The organism is Terrabacter sp. GCM10028922 (assembly GCF_042666095.1).
GTDB lineage: Bacteria > Actinomycetota > Actinomycetes > Actinomycetales > Dermatophilaceae > Terrabacter.
The window spans coordinates 228,403-252,579 of record NZ_JBHTFG010000032.1 but is presented as its reverse complement, the minus strand read 5'-3'; the positions used below and the strand labels follow the sequence as shown (position 1 = coordinate 252,579).

General features: G+C 73.0%; 27 protein-coding genes. 8 read left to right on the top strand and 19 right to left on the bottom strand.

The annotated features are described in order from the left end of the window. Nucleotides 1-12 precede the first annotated feature (12 nt). From ACFQU3_RS21545 to ACFQU3_RS21475, 15 genes are all read right to left on the bottom strand, one after another. Nucleotides 13-930: a hypothetical protein gene (locus ACFQU3_RS21545; RefSeq protein WP_385913622.1), complete on the bottom strand. Its 918-nt coding sequence runs from the start codon at nt 928-930 to the stop codon at nt 13-15. Next, complete coding sequence (locus ACFQU3_RS21540; protein WP_385913620.1) at nt 923-2,674, bottom strand: hypothetical protein; 1,752 nt, start codon at nt 2,672-2,674, stop codon at nt 923-925. The genes ACFQU3_RS21545 and ACFQU3_RS21540 overlap by 8 nt, the downstream gene beginning before the upstream one ends. Continuing rightward, nucleotides 2,671-5,397 (bottom strand): baseplate J/gp47 family protein, encoded by a 2,727-nt coding sequence (locus ACFQU3_RS21535; RefSeq protein WP_385913618.1) that lies wholly within the window; start codon nt 5,395-5,397, stop codon nt 2,671-2,673. Before ACFQU3_RS21535 ends, ACFQU3_RS21540 begins: the two co-directional genes overlap by 4 nt. Continuing rightward, entirely contained in the window at nt 5,394-5,819 is a 426-nt protein-coding gene (locus ACFQU3_RS21530; protein WP_385913616.1) for a GPW/gp25 family protein, read from the bottom strand. Before ACFQU3_RS21530 ends, ACFQU3_RS21535 begins: the two co-directional genes overlap by 4 nt. Further along, nucleotides 5,816-6,094, bottom strand: coding sequence for a PAAR domain-containing protein (locus tag ACFQU3_RS21525; RefSeq protein ID WP_385913614.1), 279 nt, complete (start codon nt 6,092-6,094; stop codon nt 5,816-5,818). The genes ACFQU3_RS21530 and ACFQU3_RS21525 overlap by 4 nt, the downstream gene beginning before the upstream one ends. A gap of 41 nt (nt 6,095-6,135) precedes the next feature. Then, complete coding sequence (locus tag ACFQU3_RS21520) at nt 6,136-7,908, bottom strand: phage baseplate assembly protein V (protein WP_385913612.1); 1,773 nt, start codon at nt 7,906-7,908, stop codon at nt 6,136-6,138. After that, entirely contained in the window at nt 7,905-8,579 is a 675-nt protein-coding gene (locus tag ACFQU3_RS21515) for a hypothetical protein (RefSeq protein WP_385913610.1), read from the bottom strand. Before ACFQU3_RS21515 ends, ACFQU3_RS21520 begins: the two co-directional genes overlap by 4 nt. After that, nucleotides 8,576-8,743 carry a DUF5908 family protein gene (locus ACFQU3_RS21510; protein ID WP_385913608.1) on the bottom strand — a complete coding sequence of 56 codons (168 nt, stop codon included), beginning with the start codon at nt 8,741-8,743 and terminating at the stop codon, nt 8,576-8,578. The genes ACFQU3_RS21515 and ACFQU3_RS21510 overlap by 4 nt, the downstream gene beginning before the upstream one ends. Further along, complete coding sequence (locus tag ACFQU3_RS21505) at nt 8,744-9,205, bottom strand: phage tail protein (protein WP_385913606.1); 462 nt, start codon at nt 9,203-9,205, stop codon at nt 8,744-8,746. It abuts the gene before it with no gap. Nucleotides 9,206-9,208: 3 nt separating this feature from the next. After that, nucleotides 9,209-9,646: a phage tail protein gene (locus ACFQU3_RS21500; RefSeq protein WP_056755757.1), complete on the bottom strand. Its 438-nt coding sequence runs from the start codon at nt 9,644-9,646 to the stop codon at nt 9,209-9,211. 50 nt (nt 9,647-9,696) lie between these two features. After that, on the bottom strand, nt 9,697-12,312 hold the full coding sequence (locus tag ACFQU3_RS21495) for a phage tail sheath subtilisin-like domain-containing protein (RefSeq protein WP_385913603.1): 2,616 nt from the start codon (nt 12,310-12,312) through the stop codon (nt 9,697-9,699). Between the two features lie 85 nt (nt 12,313-12,397). Next, nucleotides 12,398-13,012 carry a hypothetical protein gene (locus tag ACFQU3_RS21490; protein WP_385913601.1) on the bottom strand — a complete coding sequence of 205 codons (615 nt, stop codon included), beginning with the start codon at nt 13,010-13,012 and terminating at the stop codon, nt 12,398-12,400. Then, nucleotides 13,009-13,551 (bottom strand): Pvc16 family protein, encoded by a 543-nt coding sequence (locus ACFQU3_RS21485; RefSeq protein ID WP_385913599.1) that lies wholly within the window; start codon nt 13,549-13,551, stop codon nt 13,009-13,011. Before ACFQU3_RS21485 ends, ACFQU3_RS21490 begins: the two co-directional genes overlap by 4 nt. Continuing rightward, nucleotides 13,548-13,754 (bottom strand): hypothetical protein, encoded by a 207-nt coding sequence (locus tag ACFQU3_RS21480; RefSeq protein ID WP_385913597.1) that lies wholly within the window; start codon nt 13,752-13,754, stop codon nt 13,548-13,550. Before ACFQU3_RS21480 ends, ACFQU3_RS21485 begins: the two co-directional genes overlap by 4 nt. A 262-nt stretch (nt 13,755-14,016) precedes the next feature. Then, a complete protein-coding gene (locus ACFQU3_RS21475; protein ID WP_385913595.1) occupies nt 14,017-14,823 on the bottom strand; it encodes a BTAD domain-containing putative transcriptional regulator in 807 nt (268 codons plus the stop codon). Between the two features lie 208 nt (nt 14,824-15,031). Between ACFQU3_RS21475 and ACFQU3_RS21470 the strand changes: the two genes are divergently transcribed. From ACFQU3_RS21470 to ACFQU3_RS21455, 4 genes are all read left to right on the top strand, one after another. After that, the gene (locus tag ACFQU3_RS21470) at nt 15,032-15,439 is read left to right on the top strand and encodes an MmcQ/YjbR family DNA-binding protein (RefSeq protein ID WP_385913593.1); all 408 of its coding nucleotides are present in this window, start codon (nt 15,032-15,034) and stop codon (nt 15,437-15,439) included. 52 nt (nt 15,440-15,491) lie between these two features. Beyond that, nucleotides 15,492-15,773, top strand: a complete 282-nt coding sequence (locus ACFQU3_RS21465; RefSeq protein ID WP_385913591.1) for a metal-sensitive transcriptional regulator — start codon at nt 15,492-15,494, stop codon at nt 15,771-15,773. Nucleotides 15,774-15,841: 68 nt separating this feature from the next. Further along, nucleotides 15,842-16,063: a heavy-metal-associated domain-containing protein gene (locus tag ACFQU3_RS21460; RefSeq protein ID WP_385913589.1), complete on the top strand. Its 222-nt coding sequence runs from the start codon at nt 15,842-15,844 to the stop codon at nt 16,061-16,063. After that, a complete protein-coding gene (locus tag ACFQU3_RS21455; RefSeq protein WP_385913587.1) occupies nt 16,060-18,438 on the top strand; it encodes a heavy metal translocating P-type ATPase in 2,379 nt (792 codons plus the stop codon). The genes ACFQU3_RS21460 and ACFQU3_RS21455 overlap by 4 nt, the downstream gene beginning before the upstream one ends. A 125-nt stretch (nt 18,439-18,563) precedes the next feature. Here the strand turns inward: ACFQU3_RS21455 and ACFQU3_RS21450 are convergent, their stop codons facing one another. From ACFQU3_RS21450 to ACFQU3_RS21435, 4 genes are all read right to left on the bottom strand, one after another. After that, entirely contained in the window at nt 18,564-19,199 is a 636-nt protein-coding gene (locus ACFQU3_RS21450; protein ID WP_385913585.1) for a VOC family protein, read from the bottom strand. A 152-nt stretch (nt 19,200-19,351) separates the two neighbouring features. Continuing rightward, a complete protein-coding gene (locus ACFQU3_RS21445; protein ID WP_385913583.1) occupies nt 19,352-20,200 on the bottom strand; it encodes a TrmH family RNA methyltransferase in 849 nt (282 codons plus the stop codon). A gap of 26 nt (nt 20,201-20,226) precedes the next feature. Then, complete coding sequence (locus ACFQU3_RS21440) at nt 20,227-20,655, bottom strand: DUF2000 family protein (protein WP_385913582.1); 429 nt, start codon at nt 20,653-20,655, stop codon at nt 20,227-20,229. A gap of 103 nt (nt 20,656-20,758) precedes the next feature. Further along, nucleotides 20,759-21,586 (bottom strand): AraC family transcriptional regulator, encoded by an 828-nt coding sequence (locus tag ACFQU3_RS21435; RefSeq protein ID WP_385913580.1) that lies wholly within the window; start codon nt 21,584-21,586, stop codon nt 20,759-20,761. A gap of 57 nt (nt 21,587-21,643) precedes the next feature. Here ACFQU3_RS21435 and ACFQU3_RS21430 point away from each other — a divergent pair, with 57 nt between their 5' ends. From ACFQU3_RS21430 to ACFQU3_RS21415, 4 genes are all read left to right on the top strand, one after another. Beyond that, nucleotides 21,644-22,054 carry a VOC family protein gene (locus tag ACFQU3_RS21430; RefSeq protein ID WP_385913578.1) on the top strand — a complete coding sequence of 137 codons (411 nt, stop codon included), beginning with the start codon at nt 21,644-21,646 and terminating at the stop codon, nt 22,052-22,054. 76 nt (nt 22,055-22,130) lie between these two features. Then, nucleotides 22,131-22,691 (top strand): cysteine hydrolase family protein, encoded by a 561-nt coding sequence (locus tag ACFQU3_RS21425; RefSeq protein ID WP_385913576.1) that lies wholly within the window; start codon nt 22,131-22,133, stop codon nt 22,689-22,691. A 77-nt stretch (nt 22,692-22,768) separates the two neighbouring features. Then, a complete protein-coding gene (locus tag ACFQU3_RS21420; RefSeq protein WP_385913574.1) occupies nt 22,769-23,269 on the top strand; it encodes a DedA family protein in 501 nt (166 codons plus the stop codon). 88 nt (nt 23,270-23,357) lie between these two features. Beyond that, nucleotides 23,358-24,101, top strand: a complete 744-nt coding sequence (locus tag ACFQU3_RS21415) for a response regulator transcription factor (protein WP_385913572.1) — start codon at nt 23,358-23,360, stop codon at nt 24,099-24,101. Nucleotides 24,102-24,177: the final 76 nt, after the last annotated feature.

Here is a 24,177-nt window from a genome sequence, read left to right as displayed (position 1 = left end):
TTCCCTTCGGACTCAGTCCGTCGAATCGGTCGGCAGGAGGCCGACGCCGAGGCGGTCGACACCGCGCCCTGCGTCGATGCACTCGTAGAGGTGGATGCCGCTGGCGTGGCTGACGACCGACACCACCGAGCAGAGCAGGGCGTTCAGGTCGTTCTGCTGCTGTTCGACGGCCGTGGCGTATGTCGTGATGTCCGCCGGCGTCGGGTCGTCCGGGAGCGTGGGCGGGGAGGCGAGGACCGCGTGGTCCTCGAAGACCTCGGGGTCGGTGAAGCAGACGCGTAGGCTGACGTGCGCGGGGGCGTACCGGCGGACGAACTCGACCGCCTCCTCGCGTCGCTGCCAGTCGAGGAAGCCCTTGGCCGTCGACGGATCGCCGGTGCTCGGGACGGGCACGCTCGTCGGGACGAAGAGCGTGGCCGTGTACGGCTCGCCCGTGAGGCCGGCGCCGGGTGCCTTGTAGTGCTCGAGCAGGTAGGGCCGGCCCGCGGCGGGGAGGTCGAACCAGAGGCAGAACCAGCGCAGGAACCCGCGCGGGGTGCCGCGCCGGCGCCAGAGACGGGCGCACCGGGCGAGCAGCTCACGTCGCTGCTGGAGCCCGCGCTCGGTGCCGGGCCAGCTCGACGGGAACGTCACGCTCGCCCACCGCGCCACCTCGTCGTAGGTCGCGAGGTGGTGCGCGACGAGCGCGTCGACCCCGGCGTCGAGCGGCAGGTCGGCGGGCCACCGCAGGGTCGCGTCGGGTCCGAGGATCGTCAGGGCGTCCTCGAGGCGTTCGATGACGGCGTGGCTCAGCTCGTCGGCGAGCCCGAGGAAGGCGTCGACCTGGGCGAAGGACCGCTCGTCCTCCTGGTAGACGGCCGGCAGCGAGCTCGCGAGGCGCGTGTGGTCGGGTCCGCGGGCGGGGGCGGTGGGCGGCAGCAGGCTACGCATCGCCGCACCGGCTCGTCAGGGAGAAGCGGACGCGCAGGCATCGGGCGTCGGCGAGGGTCGGGACGGCATTCTCGGGAATCTCGAGTGGCCCGGCGGAGGCGGTGACGAACTCGGCGGCCCCCTCGACCTTCATGGCCAGGTCCTCGACGCCCCAGACGGCGGCGTTGCCGACGACCGCCTCGACGACCTCGGTGAAGCGCACGGGCTCGCCGGGCACCCACCCGAGGCTCGGCTGGTCCGCCCGCGGCCAGGGACCGTCGACGACCGGCGCCGGGGACGGCACGAACGTCTCCGGACGGCCGCGCGCGAAGAAGGCGGCGATCCGGGCCCGTGCGTCCTCGACGACGGCCTCCCGGTCGACCCCGACCTCCGTGACGAGGGTCGCCTGGACGAGGACCGGCGCGCGCTCGAGGAGGCTGGCGCCCACCTCGTCGCAGATGACCCGGCGCGGCTCGAGGTCGTCGACGTCGTCGCGCCAGTCGGGGAACGGCGCGGTCACCTCGTGCCCGATCGCCGCCGCCAGCACGCCGCGCAGGAACCCGTCACGAGCCGACGGCGCGAGCGTCTCGCGGCTCTCGACGACGAGGGTGAGCGCATCGGCCGCCGGGTCGACCTCGATGGACGCGAGAGTCCCGGTGGGCAGACCGTTCCACGCGATGCCGGGCAGCCGTCCGCGGACCGCCCAGGCCCGGGTCACCCCGGTGTGAGTGCGGGCCCGGCGGGCGTAGTCGTCGGCGGTGACCGGCTCGCACGTGAGGGCCTGGACCGGGTGCGGCGGCCACACGAGCGAGCGTCCTTGCGCGTCCTCGAGGTCCTCGGGAAGCAGGCCCGCCGCCTGGGGTGCGGCCGCGACGGCAAGGAGCGCCTCGTCGGCGTCGAGCCCCGCCTGGGCGAGCTCGGCGCGCATCGCGGCCCGGGTCTCGGGGGTCGTGGCACGCACCGCGTCGAGGCGTGCGCGGACCACCTCACGCGAGAGCCGGTGCCGCTCGCGGCGGACGAGGGCGACGACCTCCTCGTCCCACAGCGGCAGCGACCACGCGAGCTCGGCTGCGGCGGCCGCGTCGATCGCGACGACGTCGAGGGGCGCGTCCGGGTCGGCGCGGCGCGCTGCTGCGGTCACGGCGTCGGCGTGCGCGGTGGCCACCGCCGCGGCGACGAGGTCGGCCTGCTCGTGCGCGACCTGGCGCACGAACCGCGAGCGCAGCAGGGCGACCACGGCGGGACGGTCGCCGGGGCGCAGCGCGCCGGCCCACGGCTCCGTCGAGAGGAGCGCGATCGCGTCGGCGCGGGACCGGCTGCCGCGGACGAGCGGCTCGAGCAGGGCGGCGGAGGTCGCCGGTTGCGCGAGGGCGTCGGCGACGCTCGACACCGGGGCGAGGTCACGGGCCGGGACCGCAGGGTCCGACGGGTCGACCTCGGGGTCGAGACGGCCGGCGGGCAGCGTTGCGTGCCAGTGCCGCTCGGGGTCGTCGGCCCAGGCACGCACCTCGAGCGGCCAGTCGTCGAGAGCGCGCTCGGCCACGCGGTAGTGCAGGTCCGCCAGGCCGTATGCCGCCGCCTCCGCGAGGGTGATGCCGGGGTCCGGCGCGTTGTGGTCGGTCCACTCCGGAGCGGCCACGGCAAGGCGGGCGACCAGGCGGGCGCGAATCGTCTCGAAGTCCGCGTCGGGCGCGACCGGCACGAACCGGGTGATGGGCACTGCCTTGGAGGCCTGCGCGGTCGGTGGTGTCTGCGGGATGCTCACAGCTGCTCCTCGCACGTGAGGTGGTGGTCGCCGGAGGAGCAGAAGAGCCCACGGCACGGGTCGACCTCGACGAGCTCGACCGCGGCGCCGGACCCGTCGCGCAGCTCGAAGTCGGTGACGACGTCGACGACCGGCTGCCGTTCGAGGAACGCGATGAGGGTCGAGGCGTAGAGCGTGCGCCCCCACCGGACCGGCAGCCTTCCGGTCGGGTGCAGCGCGACCTCGAGGGCGGTGGTGACCGCCTCGGTCCCGGTGAGGGCCGCGACCCCGGGCCGGAGCCGGATGGTGGCGACGACGGCGACGGGCGCGTAGGCGGGACACATGACGTGCAGGCTCGCGCCGAGGGGCGCGCGTGGCCGGACGACGTCGACGACGCGGCCGGCGAGACTGACGGACGGACGAGGCGCGGCGTCGAGCGGCCGGTCGGGCACGACGACGAGGCCCACGTGTCCCGGCGCGCGCAGGCCGTCGGGGTCGGTGTGCGGCAGGCACAGCACGGCGGCGACCTCGGGCAGGGCGAGTGCGACGTGCTGCTCCAGGTCCCACGGTGTGATGGCCCGGTCGCGGTGGCGCACCCGGGCCGACGCCCGGGCGAGGTAGGCGGCATCCGTCTCCGGCGCGCGACCGCGGACCGAGGCGAGGTTCGTGACCTTCTTGACGCCGGCGACCGGAGCGAGCGTCCCCTTGATCGTGCCGGGTGGCAGGGCGTCCGCGGAGCTCGGGTCGAGCCCGGGATCGGCTGCGGCGGAGATGAACTCGGCCACGACGGCGTCGACGACCACGTCGCGCAGCTCCCCGAGACGGGCCGGCTGGTCGGTGACGAGCCGGACCCAACGCCCGGTGTCCGCCGAGAGGTCGTCGCAACCGACGGCCCACGCACGCGGGGCGACGAAGCGGAGCAGGCCGGCCTCGCGCAGCTGGTGCGACGCATCCGCGACGGCCAGCGCGGACCACCCGGCGCCGTCCCAGAACTCCCAGGAGGCGGCGACCGGCTCGGCGCTGCCACACGGAGACGCGGACTCGACGTCGAGGTAGAGCGAGACGCTCGAGCCGAGGGCGGCCTCCGGCAGCTCGAGCCCGACGGCGACCATGCCCGGGGCGCCGGTGTCGGAGACGATGAGGCGGAACGGCGTGAACCGCTCGGCCGACCCGCCGGCTCGCGTCTGCCGGCGCCAGCCGCTGCTCGCCTCGACGAGTGTCGCCTCGACCGGTGAGGTCGTGTAGCGCAGCGTCACTCCGGACGCGATGGGCGGGACCGGCACGGGCGGCATGACGGGGTTGCCCGACGGGGTGCGCACGGCCGCGGTGGCGAAGGCAGCGACCTTCTGCTGGTAGTCGGTCCACCCGAAGTCCCCCTGGGCGAGGAAGGCCCGGACGTAGTGGCCGGGCTGCCCTGCCACGGAGAACGTCTCGGAGGCGACCGCTGATCCGCTCACCGTCGCGGAGAGCGTGCCGAAGCTCGAGGACGCCGAGCCCAACGGCTTCCATGCCCCCTCCTCGCGGCGCTGCCACACGACGGACGGCGTGGTCGTGGTCGACACCGACGTGAAGATGCTGGTCCACTGCGACTCGACGGCCGAGTAGCCCGACCCGAGGTTGGTCTTCATCAGGAGCAGCTGGTTCTTCAGGTTGTCCGCGAGGTAGGTCGGGATGCCGCTGCCGCCGGCCGACGACGAGAGCGGCGCCCCGCCCTCCTGCATGACCTGCACGGCGACCTCGACGGTCGCGAGCGCCTTGCCGAACGCCTCGTCGGACCGCAGGTAGAAGGCGTCGCCGCGCTTCGCGACGGCCCCGAACGGCTGGAACTCCTTCGTCACGTCGACTGCGCCGTCGTTGTAGAACGCCGCCTCGGGGACGTATGCCGTCCGCGACGTGACGCGGACCGTGACCCCGGTGAACGAGAACCCGACGGGGACCGCCACTCCGGCGGCCAGCTCGCCCTCGATCCACGGCACCTCGCCCTCGGGTGCGCCACAGCCGTCGGTCAGGGTCACCGTGACCGTCGAGCCGGACACCGCACCGCCGGTCGTCGCGCTCGTCGTGCCGTCGGCGCGCGACCACCGCCACACGAGTCCGGCGAGGCCGGCGGGCGCAGTGGCGCCCGTGAAGGCCAGCTGGGCGGTGAGGTCGCCGCCGGTGAAGACGAGCGCCGGCGAGTGGATCCGCAGCCGGTGGGTGCCGTCGTCGCCGTCGGGCGGGCTGAGCGGGAACGGCGGGGCTGCTGCCGCGACGCCATGAGGTCGCACGGGTCCGTCCGGTGGGTCCGGCACGAACGACCGCACGCCCGTCAGGGCCGCACCGTGCGCCGTGAGGGCGTCGAGCGTGGCGTAGCGCCGCTCGTTGCCGTACGCGTCCTTGCCGCCGCGCAGCCGCGTGCCCTTGGCCACCACGGCAGGGGCGGCCTTCGGGTCGACCGTCGCGTGGGCCACGACCCGGTCGGGCACGGCGGGAAGGCGCTCGATGCCGAGGACCTCCTCGAGCCAGGTTCGCCGCAGCCGCTCGGGCACCGTCGCCAGGTGCTCGTCGAGCGCCGCGTACTCGGCGGCGAGGGCGCTGAGCAGCTCACGGTCGGGGGCACCCGCCGGGGCGGGGGTGAGCACGCCGTCGGGGCCCGTGGTGAAGAGGACGTCGGCCCACGAACCGTCGTCGTCGAACTCGGCGAGACGGGCTGCGGCCGCCATCGCCTCGAGGACCTGTGCGGGCGTGCGTCCCGCCGTGGTCACGATGCACCCGCGAGGTAGAAGGGCACGACGAGGCTCGTCGGGCGGCGGTGGCGGTCGATGCGGAACTCGATCGTGACGTCGACCCGGTCGTCTGCCTCGCCCGCCGGCACGGCCTCGACGGAATCGACGATGACGCGCGGCTCGCCGAGCACGAGCGCCCGTCGTACGTCGTCGGCGAGACGGTGGCAGGCGTCGGACGTGCGGGGCTCGAAGACGTAGCGGTCGACGCCGGCGCCGAGACCGGGCCGCATGACGCGGCTGCCGAGCATCGTGCGCAGCAGCAGGACGAGGGCCTCTGCGACGTGCTCGGCGCCGTCGTTCGTCACCAGCGTGACTGCCGTTGCCCCCGCAGCACCGACGCGCTCCCAACGCGGCGGGAACGCCCAGCCGCGACCGACCTGCGGGTAGTCGCCGGTGCTCATGCGATCACCACCGTGGGGCTGCCGACGACGACGGTCGCCCCGCAGCCGCAGGCGTCCCCTGCCCGCAGCGCGGGCCTGCCCTGGATGAGGACCGTGGCCGACCCCGCGACGAACGGGGTGGCCGGCGGGTGCGGAGGAGGCGACGGGATGACGCAGGCGTGCATGTCGCCGACCACGGCGGCCGGCATACCGGCGATGAGCACGGTGGCGACTCCCGGCCCGACGACCGTGCCACCGTGCGCCGTGGTGTCACCCACGCGTGCTGCCCCCGGCATGGTTCCTCCTGGTCTTTCCTCGATGACGTACGTCTGGTCGGTCAGTTGATGGTGACGAGGGATCCCTTGAGCCCCAGCGACCCCGACGCCTTGACGTCGAGCGTCGCGGAGCTCTCTATGGTGGACGGGCCCGAGGCCTTGGCCGCGAGCTTCAGCGACTCCAGCGAGATGGTGCCCGTCGACGACGAGAGGGTGATGTCGCCCTGGGCGGCGGTCAGCTCGATGCCGTCGGCCGACAGGCGGATGGCGTTGCCGCTGTCCTTGTGGGTGATGACGACCTCGGAGTCCTTGTCGGACAGGACGATCGAGTGGCCCTTGCCCGTCGCCAGCGTGACGGCGCTGTCGTCGCCGTCCTCGAGCCGCAGCGTGTGCTGGTCGGGCGTGACGAGGGCGCGGACCGCGTTCGTGTCGGCGTCGACGGTGAAGGGCGGCTGCTGGCTGCCGTTGTATAGGGAGCCGAGGACAACGGGATGCGCCGGGTCGCCGCCGACGAACCCGACGAGCACCTCCTGCCCGACCGCGGGCACGATGACGGCGCCGTAGCCGTCGCCGGCGTCGACGTTCGACTGGCGGGCCCACACCCCGTCGCCGCCGTCGGAGCGCCAGGGGAAGCGCACCTTGACGCGGTTGAGCGAGGCCGGGTCGTCGAGGGCCTCGACGAGTCCGAGGGCAAGGGTCGGGCCGCGGTCGGAGGGCGCCGAGAGGAGGTCCGCGACGGTCGCCCGCGGCGCCAGGACCGGAGGCGATCCGACCTGGAACTCCGTGACGTAGCCGCGCGCCGAGAGCCGGTGCCGCGCGGCGGTGACGTAGTGCGGACCCGACATCCGACGACCGACACCGCCGATGCTGACCCAGCCGTCGCACCGCAGACCCGGATCGCCCTGGACGACGCCGGTCCCGTGCACATGTGTCAACGCCGAGCGGCGCTGAGCGGCAACGGCTCTCGCGTCTGCCTCGTCGGCGGCCGCCACGGCGTCCGACTCGACCCGCGCCTCGCGCAGCGGCCACCCAGCATCCCCGACGGCCGCAGCATGCGTCCGGCGGTCCCCGACGTCGATGCCGGCCGCGCTCGCGCTCTGCTCGCTCTCGGTCGCCTCGGCGGCGTCGACGTCCCACCCCACACCGACGGCCGAGTCGATGGCCCGCGTCAGGTCCTCGCTGAGGTGCAGCTCGACGAGCGTGCGGGTCCAGTCGAGCTCGAGCGGCTCCTGGAGCGGCGAGGGCGGGCGCAGGACGAGTGTCGTGCCGCGCACGAGGACGACCCAGCCGAGCTCGCCCGCGCGCCGGGTCAGCGCGTCCCAGTCGGAGACCCGGTCGCTCGCCCAGAACGGGTGCGTGACCCCGTCTGTCGTGTCGGTGTCGAGGGAGTAGTCGGCGGCGATGGCCGAGGCGATGTCGCCGTCCGTGACGTCGGCGAGCTGGCGCGAGCGTGGCGGGTGGTCCAGCAGCACCGAGCGCGAGCGTCCCTCGACGCGCAGCACCGGCGGTCCGCCGCTGGGGAAGTGCGTCGTCAGCGAGGCGATGACGCCGTCGAAGACCTCCGTCAGGTCGGCGTGGTAGCCGAGCGAGACGGCGATGCCGGCGCCGGGCGTGAAGGGTCCGTCGTCGCTGTGCCGCACGGCCCGCTGGTCCGCGTCCCAGTTCTGGACGAGCAGGGTGAGCCGCCCGTGCCGGCCGATCTCCTCGTGCACCTCGACGTCCACGACGTCGGCAGCGACGAGAGGCTCGAGCGCCGTGCCGCCGACCCGCACCTCGAAGGCGGGCCGGTCACGCTGCGTCGTCGGGGAGGTCGTCGCAGACGTCGTGGGGCTCATCGCGTCGCCGCCAGCGGTGGGAGCAGGAGCAGCTGACCGGTCACGAGACCGCGCGGGTTGGTCAGCCGGTTCGCCGCCGCGAGCGGGCGCCAGTACGCCGGGTCACCGTAGACACGCGCCGCGATGGCGTCGATGGCGTCGCCGTCCTTGACGAGCCAGGTCTGGTAGAGGTCGGGCGACGCCGGGCGGTCCTCGGCCGCGACCTCCTGGGGTGAGAGCGCCTCCTTGAGGGAGAGCTTGACCGTGGCGCGCAGGGGCTCCCCTGCCCGGTCGAAGAGCTTGTAGGTCACGTCGGCCTGGGTCAGGATGCCGCGGAAGCTGAACCGCCCCCAGTAGCAGTGGACGTAGTACGGCTGGTGCGTGTCGCCCTGAAACTTCGTCAGGGCGAGCAGGGCGTCGAGCAGCTCGCCGATGCCACCGGGCTCGCCGACGACGCCGGTGCCGTCGAGGAGCAGGTCGAGCTGCACCTGGTCGGGCTCGCCGCCGCTGAACGACTGCTGCGGCGCGGACGTGCCGGCCGACTGGGTCGCCTGGTAGAGGTTCTTGCGGGAGAACGACAGCTCCGTCGGGTTGAGCAGTGCCTGCCACCGCAGCCCGGTCGGCTGCTCGAACTTGAGGTCGGCGTACGCGTCGATCGTCAGCTTCGTCAGCTGCGTGGCGGTGAGGTTCATCGGTCCCACTCCCGCCGCAGCACCTCGAGGACGCGTTCGACCGCGCGGCGCACGAGCGCGTCCATGGCCGCATCACCCAGCGGTGCCTCGGGGGTCGGCCCGGCGGCATCCGGCCTCGGGGTGACGACGACCTCGGTGACGATCTCGCCTATGACGACAGGCACTCAGACCACCTTCTTGAGGACGAGCCCGTGGTGGGCGATCTCGACGGCTTCGACGGCGACCGCGGACGACTGGGCGTCGAGGTCGGGGCCGGTGAGCTTGACCGGCCAGCCGCGGGTGAAGGACCACACGCGGACGGGCGCGAGCGCGCCCTCGACGGTGCTCATGAGCACGACCGTGCCGTCACGCGGCGCGACGACGCCCGTGACGTGGAACTCGTAGAACCACTCCCACAGCTCCTGCAGCGGACCCGCGCCCTGGTTGAGCACGAGGTTGGGGAAGGACGCCCGCGTCGGGAAGCGGTGCGCGAAGCGGTTCTCGCCGCCTTCCTGGTACTCCTCGACGCTCACCTCACCCGAGAGCCCGGTGCACTTGCTGAAGCTGACGGACGCGAGTCCGTCGATGGCCAGCACGAAGTGCGCCGTCGTGAACGGCACGAGCGCGGGTGAGGAGAGCGGGAGCATCGGCTACTTCGCCTCGATCTCGATGCCCTCGCAGGCGAACTCGACCGACTCGATGGCGACGTCGGTGCCCGTCGCCTTGAGGCCGGGGCCCTCGATCTTGACCGGCCAGGCCTCCTTGATCTTCCACGTCATGACCGGCTCGCGTTCCTCGTTGAGGAGGCTGACGGTGACGTCGCGACGCTCGACCGCGCCGATGGTGATGGAGTTGTACCACTCGAAGAGACCGTTGCCGGCCTCCGTGGGGGCGATGCCCCGCTTGAGGGTGACGTTGGAGAACTTGCGCAGGCCCGGCTGCTTGCGCGTCGAGAACTGCGGGTCGGCGCCGCCGCGGTACTCGACGACCTCGGCCTCCATGGTCAGGCCGCTCACCTCGGAGAAGCTCGAGGTCTGCTGCCGGTCGCCCCAGCTGACGGTGAAGTGCAGGGTGGTCATGGGATACATGTCAGGCTCCTTGGCTCACAAGAGGATTCGCGTGGTGCGCTGTGGGCGGGTCACTCGGACAGCCGCTTGTGGCTGAAGCGGAAGACGACGAACTCGGCGGGCTTGGCCGGCGCGATCGCGACCTCCGTGATGATGAGCCCGAGGTCGATGTCGGTCTCGGTCATGGTCTCGCCGAGACCGACCCGCACGCGGTACGCCTGCTCCGGCTTCGTGCCGGCGAGCGCCCCCGCGCGCCACTGCTGGTCGAGGAAGTTCTCGACCGAGACCTTGACGCGGATCCAGGTCTGGGCTGTGTTGGGCTCGAAGACGACCCACTGCGTCGCCCGGTCGACCGAGGTCTCGATCATGTTGAAGAGACGACGCACGTTCACGTAGCGCCAGGTCGTGTCGTCGGTCGCGTTGCGCGCTCCCCAGAGGCGGGTGCCGCGGCCCGGGAACGCGCGGATCAGGTTGACGCCGCCGGGGTTGAGCAGGTCCTGCCGGCGCTGCGTGTAGGCCTGCGAGAGCCCGACGATGCCGGTCACCGTCTCGTTGCCGGGCGCCTTGTGGACGCCGCGCAGCCGGTCGGTGCGGGCGAACACGCCGGCCACGAAGCCCGACGGTGGCACGGTCGTGAACCGGTCGATCGAGTCGGGGTCGACCGTGACGATCTGCAGGTGCGGCGCATACAGGCCGGCATACGTGCTCGACAGCGTCGTGTTGCGCCACGCGAGCAGGTCGGTGTCGTCGAGGTCGGGCGCGTCGACGATGGCATACCGGCGGAAGCTCTCGCAGTGCGTCACGACCTGGCCGACGAGGTCGGCGTGCAGGAGCGGGTCGCCGAGCCTCAGCGCGTCGGGACAGATCACCATGGCCGGCTCGGCGACCTCCTCGAGCCGGGAGAGGCCCGCGCGGAAGTCGTCGTTCGTCGGGGCCTTGTCGGCGCCGATCCGGTCGACCGCGGTGTAGAAGGGCGCGGCCGCTACAGACGGGGCCGGCGCACCGACACCGCGGGGTGTCACGGTGACGAGGGCCGAGGCGCCGTTGACGACGTCGTCCTTGGCGAAGTAGGCGGGGTGGTCGGGGCTCAGCGAGAGCCCGCCGAACGACTCGGCGAGGACGCCGCCCACCGAGACCGCCAGCGTGAACCGCGCCGCGACGACGGACGCCGACTCGACGGCATACAGCGGGAACCTCGTCTGGGCCGTGTTCGAGACGGCGGTGCCGGCCGCGAACCGGAGCACGTACGTGTCGCCCCCCACGGCGTCGACCACGGTGACGGGGGCGAACGCCGTGCCGAGACCGAGCACGTCGCCGACCCGGGGAGCGACGCCGCAGCGGACCGCGATGCCCTCGTCGGCGTCGGCCTGGAGCGTGAACGTCGCGTCGGTGTACGTGTCGGTCGCGACGGGTGCGGGGGCAAGGGTGAAGCCGCCCGCCGAACGCGTCGCGACGACCGCCGGAGTCGACCCGGCCCCGGTGTACGTGACGCGGGCGCCGGTCGGCAGGAAGCCGTACGCGTTCGCGACGTCGGCGGCGGTGAGCCCGGTGATGCCGAGGCCGCCGTCCGCGAGGAGCACGGCGCTGACCGGCGCGTTGACGGTGACGGGTCCGCTCGGTGGGGCCGTGGCGCCGACGACGACGAAGCGGTTCGTCTGCCACAGCGTGCTGCGGCCGTCACCGGTCGTGAGCCGCGCGGCCGAGCGCTCGGGCGTGCTCGCCGTCAGCTCGGACGCGATGGGCGCCGTCAGCGGGCGGTCGAACGCCAGCGCCGCGGCCGTGAGGTTGAGCGACGGCGGGCTGCCGGCGGGCGTGCCCGCGACGGTCGCGGTCGCGCGGAAGTCCGCGCGACGCTGGACGAACGCCGCTCCCGGGACGGCGCCGAGGGACGCGTCGAGCGTCAGGGTGACGCCGCTGCCGGCCTGGGTGACGTCGGTGACGACCGCGCTCGACCGGCTGCCGTTCGGTGCGACGGCCACGACGACGTCGCCCTTGCGGAACCCCTTGCCCGACGGCAGGAACAGCGACGTGGCGCCGCCGGCCGCCGCGCTCGCGACGACCGACCCTGCGGGCAGCGTCACGCCGCCGCTCGCGCTGCCGACGGTGATCGCTGTCGTCGTGAGAGCGGTGACGACGGCGGTGGGCGGGGCCGCGACCGACCCGGACGTCGGTGCCGCGACGAGGGCCACGGTGTCGCCGGGCTTGAGGCCCGCGGTCGACGCGACGGGGATCGTGCCGCCGCCACCGCCCGAGATCGCCGGCGTCGCGGCAGTCGTGGACGCCCGGTAGAAGGCGCCGGACGCGCTCGACTCGTCCGCGGAGACCGAGACGGACACGTCGTTGCCCCACGTGCCCGAGGAGCTGGCCTCGATGTCGAAGCTCTCGACGCCGGCCACGTCGAACGCGGTCCACGACGCGCTCGTCGACGGGTCGACCCGCACGATCCACGCGGCCGGCCCACCGTTCTCGAAGTAGCCGAAGACGGACTCACCCGTGAAGCCGCGGGACGTCGCAGCGCCGAACGTGCGCACGAAGTCGGCCCAGCCGGTGACGCGGGTGGGCTCCTTCACGGGTCCCTTGCGCGTGGTGCCGAGCACGGCGACGACGCTCGTGGGGGCGGCTGCGATCGGCTGCGGCCCCGACGGGACCTCCTCGACGTAGACGCCGGGTGATAGGTAGGTCGTCACGGTGCCCTCCTCGGCTCGTGCTCTGTGCGGTGGGAGTGGGTGGTGCGGGTGGAAGCGGGTCGTGCGGGTGGGAGCGGCGTGCGGTTCACGTCGTGTCGACGAGGTGGACGCGGGTGGTCACGGTGGAGAAGTCCATGGAGAGCGTGCGCAGCGGGTCGCCGCCGACGAGGACGTCGAGCGGCGTGAACGCGGCGGTCCACTCCCGGGCGGCGGACCGGTAGGTGCCCGGCGAGACCTCGGGCAGGGGGACGGTCGGCTTCGGGTTCGGGCCGGACGTGGCCCGGGCCGTCACGGTCGCCCCGGTGCGCGGGACGCCGGTCGAGGGGGTCGTGAGGACGACGGTCAGCGTCATCGGCACGGGGTGCACGAGGTGCTGGACGTCGGCCGTCGTGAGGTCGACGACGAGGGTGCGCGGGGCCCGGTCCGCGAGCGCCGGGAGGACGAGCACGTCGGCGAGCGCCCCGTCGGTGAGGGTCACGACCGCCTTCGGCGGCGAGGCCGGTGTGGGTGCGTCGGCGCGGGCGCTGACGACGAGCACGTCGGGCAGCACCCGCAGCGACCAGCCGCGGAGCGCCGGCTCGAGGTGCGCGCCGAGCCCGCGGACGGAGGCTCCCGTCGAGGCGTGGACGAGGCGCACGGTGTGGCGCAGCGTCGTCGTCACCGTCGCGAGGTGGGGCCACGCGGCCGGCTGGGCGGTCACGGCGCACCCACGTAGTCGATGCGGTGCTCGCGGACACGGCCTCGGCCGTCGCGCTCGAGCACCGGGACGGGCGCCACGTCGACCTCGTAGAAGAGCGAGAGCCGGCCGGGTCGGCCGAGCGAGCCCCACACCTGGTTGCGCTCGTCGGCGCTGGGCGCCAGGAGCCGGACCGCAAGGCTCTCGACCTCGTCGGAGAGCGGCGGCGCGAGCTCGGGCGGGCGCACGACCGGTGTCGTGTGGAACGCCTGGACGACGCGACCGAGCCGGGTCTGCGCCTCGTCGTGGTCACCGATGTAGGTGACGACGTAGGTCAGCTGGAGCGACAGCGGAGCCCGGACCAGCCCGGTGAGGCCGTCGACGAGGGGCCGGTTGCGCAGGTGCGGGTGCTCCGCGACGGCGACGAGCGCGAGCACGCCCTTGTTGTCCTGGAGCGGCGTCTTGTCGCCCTGGGACAGCGAGTGGAGCACGACCCACGAGCCGAGGTCGGGCGTCGCCCGGTGGACGACGTCGCGCAGCGCCTCGCTGACCTCGCGGATCACGGTCGCTCCCAGCGCCGCGGGGTCACGCCGTCCTCGTCGAGACGCTTCTCGACGATCTGCTCGATCTCGGCGAACGAACCCACGTAGGTCTCCTCGTCCGTGGCCATGTCCCGGACCCGGGCGCGGATCACGGCCGGGAGCGACTCGACGTCACGGGGCTCGGCCCAGACGTCGATGAGGAATCGCTGCCTCCATGCGCGCATCACCAGGCCGGGACCCTTCTCTTCACGCCCGAGGGTCCCGAGCCCCGATCACCGACCGCTCACGGCCACTGCCGTCCGCGATCACCGACCGATCACGGCCCCTCCACCGTCGAGAGGCCACCTTTCGTCGCCCCCGCCCCGTCGAGAGGCCACCTTTCGTCGCCCCCGCCCCGTCGAGAGGCCACAACGTGCTGTCCCCGCCCCGTCGAAAGGCCACCTTTCGTCGCCTCCGGAGGCGACGGCATACGTCAGGGTGTGCGCGTCAGGGCATGCGGTGGAGGTGGTCGAGCGCGCGGTCGACGATCTCGGCGAGGCGCACGACCTCCCGGCGGGCCCGCTCGAGCTCGGCCACGAGCGCCGCGACCGACGCGGCCTGGCCGGCGTCGCCCCGCGTGATCCGGGCGTAGAGCGCGACCGTCTCGGGCATCGGGTCTGCGCCGAGCTCGGAGAGCAGCGTCAGCCGGCACTGCTCGAACTGGCGCTCGACGAGGTCGTGCCGGCCGGAGGCGGCGTACGCGCCCATGAGGTGTCGGTGGATGTCCTCGCGCAGCGGCTCGAGCGCGAGCGCGAGCCCGCCGTAGCGACCGACCGCGGCGACGTCACCGCGCGAGCCGTGGTGCTGCACGAGGTAGTCGAGCGCCGTGAGGTAGAGGGTCTCGATCCGGTGCCGCGCGCCGAGGACCCACTCGTCGTCGCACAGCTCGACGAGCCGACCGCGGTGCAGCGCGACGGCGTCCTCGAGGCGGCGCACGTCGTCGTCGGTGAGGTCGACGACACTGCGGCGCAGGACGGGTTCGAGCAGGTTCTCGAAGCGGGTCGCGTCAACCGTCATGTCGACGGCGGGGCTGAGCGCCACCGAGCGCCCCCCGGACCGGCCGACGAGCTCCACCCCGGTGCTGGCGCGCACCTCGGACTGCAGGCGCCAGAGCGCGGTGTTGAGCCGGCGGCGGGCCGAGTCCTCGGTCGAGTCCGCGAACAGCTGCGCCGCAGCGACCGAGCGCTGACGCCCCTCACGCGGAGCGAGGGCCAGGTAGGCGACGAGCATGGCGGCCCCGGGCGACAGCGCCACGGGACGATCTCCCGAGACGAGCGTCGGAGGGCCGAGAAGATTGAGTCTGAGCCCCGAGTTGACCACGCTTACCCCCACACTTCGATGTGGGCTGCTCACGGCCGAAAATACTCCCGCGGGCGAACTTTCGTGACCGGTTTGGCCGGATCCGGCCCCGCCGAGCGTGGCCCCTTTTGGTATGCCGGGTGGCGGGCTAACGTGCCAAGGCATGGTCCGCTCGCGCAAAGCCACGCTCCGCGACATCGACGAGGCCGCGCTCGCGCTGCCCGAGGTGACGCGCGACCCGCCGAGCGGCGGCCGGCCGACGTTCCAGGTGCGCGGCCGGACCTTCGCGTTCGCGCGGGGCGCGCGCAAGGATGCCTTCGACCCCCAGACGGGCCAGCCGTACGAGGACGTCCTCGCCTTCTCGTGCACGGCCGAGGACAAGGAGGCGATGGTGTCCGACGAGGACTCGCCCTGGTTCACGACGCCGCATTGGAACGGCTACAACGCGGTCCTGCTCCTCGAGCGGGACATCGGGCGACTCACCGCGCAGGAGATCCGCGAGGTCGTCACCGACGCCTGGCTGGCGAAGGCGCCGAAGCAGGTCGCGAAGCAGTTCCTCGGCGGCGCCTGACGCACAGGAATACCCCCGAGGGGTACCGTGTTGTCTACCACGAGGAGGTGCCATGGCTGGATACACCGGCAGCAAGGACGACTACCTGAAGAGGCTGCGCCGCATCGAGGGACAGGTGCGCGGAGTTCAGAAGATGGTCGACAGCGACACGTACTGCATCGACATCCTGACGCAGGTCAGCGCCATCACGAAGGCCCTGCAGGCCGTCAGCCTCGGACTGCTCGAGGACCACGTCGCCCACTGCGTCGTCAACGCGGCCCGCGAGTCCGACGAGGCGGCGCAGGAGAAGGTGCGCGAGGCCTCGGAGGCCATCGCCCGTCTCGTGCGCAGCTGAGCGAGCACCCCGACCACATCCCGAGCCAGAACCCGAGCCCCGAGCCCCGAGCCACCAGGAGTCATCCGATGAGCCAGTCCACCGTCACCGAGGTCACCGTCGCGGGCATGACGTGCGGCCACTGCTCCGCGTCCGTCACCGAGGAGCTGTCCGCGCTCCCGGGCGTGACCGACGTGGTCGTCGACCTGCACCCGGGCGAGGACTCGCCCGTGACCATCACGAGCGAGGCACCCCTCGACCCGGCCGCCGTCGCGTCCGCCGTCGAGGAGGCGGGCTACAGCGTCCGATGAGCCCCGGAGAGGCACCGACGCCGACCGCCGAGCGCCCACGCGAGGAGGTCCGGCTGGCCATCACCGGCATGACGTGCGCCTCGTGCTCGGCCCGGATCGAGCGCAAGCTCTCCAAGGTCGCCGGTGTCGAGTCCGCCACGGTCAACCTCGCCACCGAGAAGGCCGTCGTCTCGTTCACAGCCCCGGTGACGGTCGACGAGATCGTCGCGGAGGTGCAGAAGACCGGTTACGGCGCGACCGTCATCGGCGGTGCCGGGAGGCCGGCGGCCGGGACACTGCTCGAGAAGCTGCGGGCCCAGGAGCTCGCCAGGCAGAAGGTGCGCCAAACCGCACCCTCGAGCCCCCGGACCAGCCCCGGCACCGACCACGCCGAGCACGCCGACCACGAAGGTCACCCCGGGCATCCCGGGCATCCCGGGCATCCCGGGCACGCTGGCGCGTCGGAGGGCCATCTCGACCACACGCCACCGCCGAGCGTGCTCAAGCGGCGCCTCGTCGTCGCCATCGCGCTGACCGTGCCGGTGCTGCTCCTCGCCATGGTGGCGCCGGACTTCGGTGCGAGCCCCTGGCTGCAGCTCGTCCTCGCGACACCGGTCGTGTTCTGGTGCGCGTGGCCGTTCCACCGGGCGGCCGCCGTCAACGCCCGTCACCTCGCCTCGACGATGGACACCCTCGTGTCGCTCGGCGTGCTCGCCGCATGGGGCTACTCCGTCGTCGAGCTGCTGCAGGGCGGGATGCACCTCTACTTCGAGGTCGCCGCCGTCGTCACGACCTTCCTGCTCCTCGGCCGCTTCCTCGAGGCCCGCGCCAAGGACTCCGGCAAGGACGCCCTGCGGTCGCTGCTCGACCTCGGAGCCAAGGACGTCGCGGTGCTGCGCATCGACCCGAGGTCGCGGATCACGAGCGAGACCCGCATCCCCGTCGACCAGCTCGTCGTCGGCGACCAGTTCATCGTGCGACCCGGCGAGAAGGTCGCAACGGACGGCATCGTGCGAGACGGGTCGAGCGCCGTCGACGCGAGCCTCGTCACGGGCGAGTCGACGCCGGTCGACGTCACGCCGGGCGACGAGGTGACCGGGGGCAGCATCAACGCGACCGGCCGCATCGTCGTCGAGGCCCGCAAGGTCGGAGCCGACACGATGCTGGCCGGCATCCAGCGACTCGTCGAGGCCGCGCAGACCGGCAAGGCCGACGTGCAGCGCCTGGCTGACCGGGTCTCGGCCGTCTTCGTGCCGGTCGTCCTCGTCATCGCGATCGGCACGTTCGTCGCCTGGCTTGCGACCGGGCACGACGTCGCGTGGTCCCTCGCCGTCGCCGTGACGGTCCTCATCATCGCCTGCCCGTGCGCGCTCGGGCTCGCGACGCCGACCGCCCTGCTCGTCGGCACCGGTCGCGGGGCGCAGCTCGGCACGCTCATCAAGGGCCCGCAGGTGCTCGAGGACACCCGGCGCGTCGACACGGTCGTGCTCGACAAGACGGGCACCGTGACGACGGGCGAGCTGAGGCTGCGCAGCATCGCCGTGCGCGGAAAGCTCTCGAAGAAGGCCGCGCTCACGGCAGCCGCGGCGGTCGAGCAGGGCAGCGAGCACCCGATCGCCCGCGCCATCGTCGACGGCGCGAAGCTCGCGCGTGTCGACCTGCCCCGGATCCGCGACTTCCAGGCCAACCCCGGCGAGGGCGCCACGGCGCGGATCAAGGGCACCGAGGTCACGGTGGGCAAGGCGGTCCTCTTCGAGAGCGTCGACCCGCAGCTGCTCGAGCACGCCGCCGGCCGCGCGGGCACGACGGTCTTCGTCGGCTGGGACGGCGTCGCCGAGGCGGCCCTGACGGTCGAGGACACCGTGCGCGAGTCGTCGAAGGCGGCGGTCGCCCGGCTGCGCTCGCTCGGCCTCACGCCCTACCTGCTCACCGGGGACAGCGCCTCCAACGCCCGTAGCGTCGCCGAACAGGTCGGTATCGACGCGGGCAACGTGCGCGCCGACGTCCTTCCCGCGCAGAAGCACGAGGTCATCACCGAGCTGCAGGGCCGCGGCAAGGTCGTGGCCATGGTCGGCGACGGCGTCAACGACGCCGCGGCCCTCGCCCAGGCGGACCTCGGTCTGGCGATGGGCTCGGGCACCGACGTCGCGATGGACTCGGCCGACATCGTCCTCGTGCGCCCCGACCTCGGCGCGGTCGCCGATGCCATCGGGCTCTCCCGCGAGACGCTGCGCGTCATCAAGCAGAACCTCGCGTGGGCGTTCGGCTACAACACGGCGGCCATCCCGCTCGCCGCGTTCGGCCTGCTCAACCCGATGATCGCGGGCGCGACGATGGCACTGTCGTCGGTGATCGTCGTGACGAGCTCGCTGCGCCTGAAGCGCTGGGGTCGCTGAGCGGCATACGCTGAACGGCATGCGGCTGAACGGCATTCGGCCTCGGTGCCCGGAGGAGGCCGAAGGGCCACAGACCGATGCGGTCCGTGGCCCTTCGAGGTGTGTCTGCGAGTTGGCGGCTCGGCTCAGATCGTGACCTTGCCGTTGGGCGTGTCGAACGTGACGGACAGCAGGCCCGGCGTGCCGTGCGGCGCGACGAACGTGAAGTCGATGCCACCCTTGTCGAACGTGTCCTCGGGGCCGAGCCACTCACGGACGCGCTTCGGGTCACCGGCGATCTGGATGTTGTCGATGGAGACGGCCGTATCGGCGCCCGCGGACGGGTGGACGGTCATGTCGTCCCACTGGATGAAGTAGGGCACCTGCGGGTCGGCGAGCAGACCCTTGATGCCGAGCTGGCGCCACTTGAGCTCCGTGCCGTCGGGGCGGTGCCGGTTGCCCGGGACCGACTCGCGGCCGAGGCGCTGCTCGACGGGGTGGATGTCGTCGACCGCGACGACCCAGGCGAGCCAGCCGCCACCGGCCTCGGACGCGGCGCGGACGGCCTGCCCGAAGGGGGCCTTGTCGGACGCCGGATGGTCGAGCACCTCGACGACCTCGAGGTAGTGGTCCTTGGCCAGGGGGAAGATCACGTTGCGGGTGCCGAACCGCGGGTGGACGCCGCCGTCGACGGCAGCGACACCAATGAGCTTCGACAGTCGGTCGGCCGTGGCCTTGAGGCCACCGGCCTCTGCTGCATAGGAGACGTGGTCAACTCGCATACAGAACATCGTGACACACGCGCAGGGGTGCTCTTGACCACCCCTCCCCCGGCCCGCGCGACTCGTCGCGTGCGTCACATGAATGAAACCTGACAGTCATGTCGTATGCCGTCAGGCCGCCTCCCACGGGCTTGGCGCGCGCTCGTGCTGGCTCAGCGCGCGTCGCGCTGGCGGACCGCCTCGTAGAGCACGATCGCGGCCGAGGCCGCGACGTTGAGGCTGTTCGCCTTGCCGTGCATGGGAATCCGCACCCGGTGGGTGGCGGCGTCGAGGAGCGTGCCGTCGGCGCCGTGCTTCTCGCTGCCGACGGCGACGGCGACGCGGCCGGTGTAGTCGACGTCGGTGTGGAGCAGATCCGTCTCCGGTGTGGTGACGACGAGGCGCACGCCGTTGGCCGCGAGCCACTCGAGGGTCTGCGCCGTCGTCGCACTCGCGGCGGGGACCGCGAAGACGGTGCCCTTGCTCGCACGGACGACGTTCGGGTTGCCCCAGTCGGTGACGGGGTCCGCCGCGATGACGGCGTCGACGCCGGCCGCGTCGGCCGTGCGGAGCATCGCGCCGAGGTTTCCGGGCTTCTCGACGCCCTGGCTGAGCAGGGTGAGATGGTCGACGCCCTCGACGCGGAGGTCGTCGAGGTCCACGCCGACGCGCTCGACGACGGCGATGAGCCCGTCGGGGCCCTCCCGGTAGGACACCTTCTCGAAGGCGCCCCGGCTCAGGTGGACGACCTCGACCCGATCGCCTCGCAGCCGGGCGAGCAGGTCGGACTGGTGGCCGATGTCCTGCGAACCGGCGCGGCCGGCGGGGCTGAAGAGCTCCTCGCACACGTAGACGGTTCCCGGACGCACACCCGCGGAGAGCGCCAGACCGATCTCCTCGTATCCCTCGACGAGCGTCTGGCCGGTCTCTTCGCGAGTGCGGCGCCGGCGCAGGCCGAGCAGGGCCTTGAGGCGCGGGTTGGACGCGGACGTGATCGTGAGCTCGCGCGGCTGGTTCGTCATGGCAGGCCTAGCATCCCATCGCTGGGTCACGGGTGCAGGCGCGCTCCCTTGAGGATGCGGTCGACCGCGTTCTTCGGTGCATGCAGGGCGAGTCCGACGAGGTCGAGGTCCGTGGTCGCGACCCGGGCGACCGCGCCACGGTTGTCGGCGTCGTGGCCCGTCGCGAACATGTCCTTGGTGTAGACGGCGAGCGCCGTTCCGCGACGCAGCGCGCGTCCGTGCGCGGTGGTCACCGTCGCGGCGTCGCCCTCGAAGACGAGGACCGGCCTCCCCAGCAGCGGCAGGTACGTCTGGCCGTCGGCGTCGGCATACGCGTCTCCGACGAGCTCGGGGTGCGCGGCCGTCACTCCGCTGACGAGGAACGCGGTGACGTTGAGGCGCTGCCAGGCCTCGAGGTCGTCACGCACGAGGACGGCGATCTTGGTGTCGAACGGCGGCGTCAGCAGGTCTCTCATCACTCGATCGTCGGTGCTGCCGGACGCCGGCGTCTTGTACGTCCTTGATGTCGCGGGCTCGTCGTGCATCGTGATCGTGCGGATGGTCGCGCGGCCGGGGCGGTCAACGGCCGGACTGGAAGCGGCCAGGTGTCGTGCCGAGGAACCGTCGGAAGTGCCGTGTCAGGTGCGCCTGGTCGTGGAAACCGGTCTCGGTCGCGACGACCGCCGAGGGCACGCCGTCGCGCAGCCGGCGCCGGGCGAGGTCGAGGCGGCGGCCGACGACGTACTGGTGCGGCGCGATCCCGAACGCGCGACCGAACGAGCGCACGAGGTGCGGCGTGGTGACCCCGAGGTCGTGGGCCACGGCGGCGACCCCGGGGGTGCCGACCGGGTCGGCGTCGAACATCTCCCGCGCGAGACATGCGACGCGCCCCGGCGCGGGCTGAACGGTGCCGACGACACCGGGCCGACCGCGTACGAGATGCGCCGTCAGGCGTTCGACGACCAGCGCGAGCCGCGACTCGGCCTCGAGGTCGTCCCGGGCGACCAGCGCGCGGTCCAGGCGCGACACGGCCTCGCGCAGGCCCGCATCCGGCAGCAGGGGCGCGTCGACTGCCGGTCCGACGAGATCGGCACCGAGCACGTCCTGCTCGAGGTAGACCACCCGCTTGCGGAACCCGGTCGACGTCAGCGCCCGCCCGTCGTGGACGACGTGCGGCGGCAGCAGGGTGACGCCGGAGCGCACGGCCGTGTGGTCGTGGCGGTCGAGGTCGTAGCCGATCACGCCGTCGTCGACGACGAGCAGCGTCCACGTGTCGTGGGTGTGGCCGGGGTATGCGTGGTCGCGCCAGTGGGCGTGGAAGACCTCGGCGACACCCGTGACCGCCGGTCGCCACGACATCGCCCTGTCGACCCTGTCGACCCTGCCGACCCCGTCTCGCGCCTCCACACCGGCACCGTAACCCCGCTCCTAGACTTGACGACGTCGACGAACGAGGAGGGCCGCATGGCCGAGTACCCCCGACTGCTGCACACCGCGCTCGACACGCCGGAGCCTCGGGCCCTCGCCGAGTTCTACCGCGAGCTGCTCGGCCTGCACTACCGACCGGGCGACGAGCGGCCCGCCGACGGGCCCGACGACGCCGACTGGCTCGTCCTGCTCGACGCCGACGGGGTGCGTCGGCTCGCGTTCCAGCACGTCGACCACCTGCCGCGCTCGACCTGGCCGACCCACGACGTCCCGATGCAGCTGCACATCGACTACGCGGTGCCGTCCCTGGCCGAGCTCGAGCGCCACCGCGCCCGGGCCGAGGCGCTGGGCGCGCAGGTGCTCCTCGACCGCACCGACGACGACGTCGAGCCGCTGGTCGTGCTCGCCGACCTGTCCGGGCACCCGTTCTGCATCCTCGTCGGCTGAGCGCCGCGGTGGGTGCCGGTGTCGGCGCGGCGGCGTAGCGTCGGGGGCAGGACAAACGGCGGTCTCGGAGGCACGCATGACCACTCTCGAAGGACGACCCAACACGGCGCTGCTCGTCATCGACGTCCAGAACGACGTCGTCTCCGGCGCGTGGGACCGCGACGGCGTGATCGCCCGCATCGGCTCGCTCGTCGACAAGGCACGCACCGAGCACGTGCCGGTCATCTGGGTGCAGCACTCCGACGAGAACATGCCGAAGGGGTCAGACGGCTGGCAGTACGTCCCCGAGCTGGTCCGCGACGTGTCCGAGCCCCTCGTGCACAAGGAGTACGGCGACTCGTTCGAGGCGACCGACCTCGAGTCGCTGCTGGCCGAGCGTCAGGTCGGCCGACTCGTCGTCACCGGAGCGCAGACCGACGCCTGCATCCGGTCGACTCTTCACGGCGCGCTCGTCCGCGGCTACGACGCGACCCTGGTCGAGGACGCACACACGACCGAGGACCTGCGCCAGTGGGGTGTTCCCGTCAGCCCGGAGCAGGTCATCGCCCACACCAACACCTACTGGGCGTGGTCCGAGGCGCCGGGTCGCAAGGGCGACGTCAAGCCCACCGCCGAGGTCGACTTCGGCGCCCGGTGAGCCCACGAGCTCCCGACATCGACCCGCGACGGAGACCTGGGCGCGGACCCGCGGTGGCCTGCGCCTAGGGTGACGTCATGCTCGACAGGCTGGCCGAGCTGCCCTTCTGGCAGGCGTTCCTCGCGTTGTTCGTCATCGTCATGGCGCGCTCCAACGCGACGTACTGGGTCGGGCGCGGCGCCGTCGCCGGCTGGCGTCGCTACCGCGGCAGCCATCGCGAGCTCACGGTGCGAGCCGAGGCGCTGCTGCGACGCCTCGGTCCGTTCGCCGTGACGCTGTCGTACCTGACGATCGGCATCCAGACGGCCGTGCACCTGACGGCAGGCGTCATGCGGATGCCGCTGCGCTACTACCTCCCGGCCGCCGCCGTCGGCTCCGCCGCGTGGGCGGCCGTCTACGCGACCGTCGGGCTCGCGGTCGTGCAGGCCTGGCTCGCAGCCGAAGCCGGGTCGTGGTGGGGGGTGGCCGTCGTCGCACTCGCCGGCCTCGCCCTCGCCGGCTGGCTCGTCGGCCGGTCCCGCTCGCGGTCCCGTTCGACCGGCACGGTCAGCGAGGAGTCGACGGCGCCCCGCGCCTGACCCGCCCTCACGTGCCCTGACACGATCCTGACGTCGCCGTGACGCCGACGTGACTCCGGCCGGCGCCGCGCTCACTACGCTGCGAAGCGTGTGCCCGGAGCCAGACCCACGCCCCGCACCCGGCCGCGGCCTCGTGCTCGTCGTCGAGGACGAGCCGGCCATCGCTGACGTCCTTCGGCTGAACCTGCGCGCGGCCGGCTACGGCGTCGAGGTCGTGGGTGACGGCGCCGCCGCGCTCGACGCGACGCGCGACCTGCGCCCGACGGCCCTCGTGCTCGACATCGGCCTGCCCACCGTCGACGGCATCGAGGTGTGCCGACGTCTCCGTGCCCGCGGCGACTGGACGCCGGTCCTGTTCGTGACCGCCCGCGACGACGAGGTTCACCGGATCCTCGGCATCGAGCTGGGCGCCGACGACTACATCACGAAGCCCTTCTCCCCACGAGAGCTCGTCGCACGGCTCGGCGGGGTGCTGCGGCGCACCCGTGGCGACGCGAACACTGCCGAGGTGCTCCGTTCCGGCGGCCTCACCGTCGACGTCACGACGCACGAGGTTCACGCCGATGGTCGGCAGATCGCCCTCACCGCAACGGAGTTCGACCTCTTCGCCCATCTCATGCGCCGACCTGGGGTCGTCTTCACGCGCGAGCAGCTGCTCAGCGATGTCTGGGGCTATGCCGCCACCGCGGGTGGGCGCACCGTCGACGTCCACGTGGCGCAGGTCCGCGCGAAGCTCGGCGAGGCCAGCCCGATCCGCACGGTGCGCTCCGTCGGGTATGCCGCCGAGCGAGCCCCGCGCCACGACGCCGGTGGCGCGGAGTCGGGTTCATGACCACGCAGCCCGCCACTCCTCCAGGGCCGGGATCGCGCCCGGGCCCCGGCCTCCGGCGCGGGTCCCTCTCCCAGCG

What these genes read in the sequence shown, in the direction of transcription:
- ACFQU3_RS21480 (WP_385913597.1), bottom strand. Translation starts at nt 13,754, where the DNA reads ATGCGCGCATGGAGGCAGCGATTCCTCATCGACGTCTGGGCCGAGCCC.
- ACFQU3_RS21450 (WP_385913585.1), bottom strand. Translation starts at nt 19,199, where the DNA reads ATGCGAGTTGACCACGTCTCCTATGCAGCAGAGGCCGGTGGCCTCAAG.
- ACFQU3_RS21465 (WP_385913591.1), top strand. Translation starts at nt 15,492, where the DNA reads ATGGCTGGATACACCGGCAGCAAGGACGACTACCTGAAGAGGCTGCGC.
- ACFQU3_RS21530 (WP_385913616.1), bottom strand. Translation starts at nt 5,819, where the DNA reads ATGAGCACCGGCGACTACCCGCAGGTCGGTCGCGGCTGGGCGTTCCCG.
- ACFQU3_RS21525 (WP_385913614.1), bottom strand. Translation starts at nt 6,094, where the DNA reads ATGCCGGGGGCAGCACGCGTGGGTGACACCACGGCGCACGGTGGCACG.
- ACFQU3_RS21430 (WP_385913578.1), top strand. Translation starts at nt 21,644, where the DNA reads ATGGCCGAGTACCCCCGACTGCTGCACACCGCGCTCGACACGCCGGAG.
- ACFQU3_RS21515 (WP_385913610.1), bottom strand. Translation starts at nt 8,579, where the DNA reads ATGAACCTCACCGCCACGCAGCTGACGAAGCTGACGATCGACGCGTAC.
- ACFQU3_RS21470 (WP_385913593.1), top strand. Translation starts at nt 15,032, where the DNA reads ATGGTCCGCTCGCGCAAAGCCACGCTCCGCGACATCGACGAGGCCGCG.
- ACFQU3_RS21520 (WP_385913612.1), bottom strand. Translation starts at nt 7,908, where the DNA reads ATGAGCCCCACGACGTCTGCGACGACCTCCCCGACGACGCAGCGTGAC.
- ACFQU3_RS21445 (WP_385913583.1), bottom strand. Translation starts at nt 20,200, where the DNA reads ATGACGAACCAGCCGCGCGAGCTCACGATCACGTCCGCGTCCAACCCG.
- ACFQU3_RS21455 (WP_385913587.1), top strand. Translation starts at nt 16,060, where the DNA reads ATGAGCCCCGGAGAGGCACCGACGCCGACCGCCGAGCGCCCACGCGAG.
- ACFQU3_RS21505 (WP_385913606.1), bottom strand. Translation starts at nt 9,205, where the DNA reads ATGCTCCCGCTCTCCTCACCCGCGCTCGTGCCGTTCACGACGGCGCAC.
- ACFQU3_RS21460 (WP_385913589.1), top strand. Translation starts at nt 15,842, where the DNA reads ATGAGCCAGTCCACCGTCACCGAGGTCACCGTCGCGGGCATGACGTGC.
- ACFQU3_RS21500 (WP_056755757.1), bottom strand. Translation starts at nt 9,646, where the DNA reads ATGTATCCCATGACCACCCTGCACTTCACCGTCAGCTGGGGCGACCGG.
- ACFQU3_RS21545 (WP_385913622.1), bottom strand. Translation starts at nt 930, where the DNA reads ATGCGTAGCCTGCTGCCGCCCACCGCCCCCGCCCGCGGACCCGACCAC.
- ACFQU3_RS21425 (WP_385913576.1), top strand. Translation starts at nt 22,131, where the DNA reads ATGACCACTCTCGAAGGACGACCCAACACGGCGCTGCTCGTCATCGAC.
- ACFQU3_RS21420 (WP_385913574.1), top strand. Translation starts at nt 22,769, where the DNA reads ATGCTCGACAGGCTGGCCGAGCTGCCCTTCTGGCAGGCGTTCCTCGCG.
- ACFQU3_RS21440 (WP_385913582.1), bottom strand. Translation starts at nt 20,655, where the DNA reads ATGAGAGACCTGCTGACGCCGCCGTTCGACACCAAGATCGCCGTCCTC.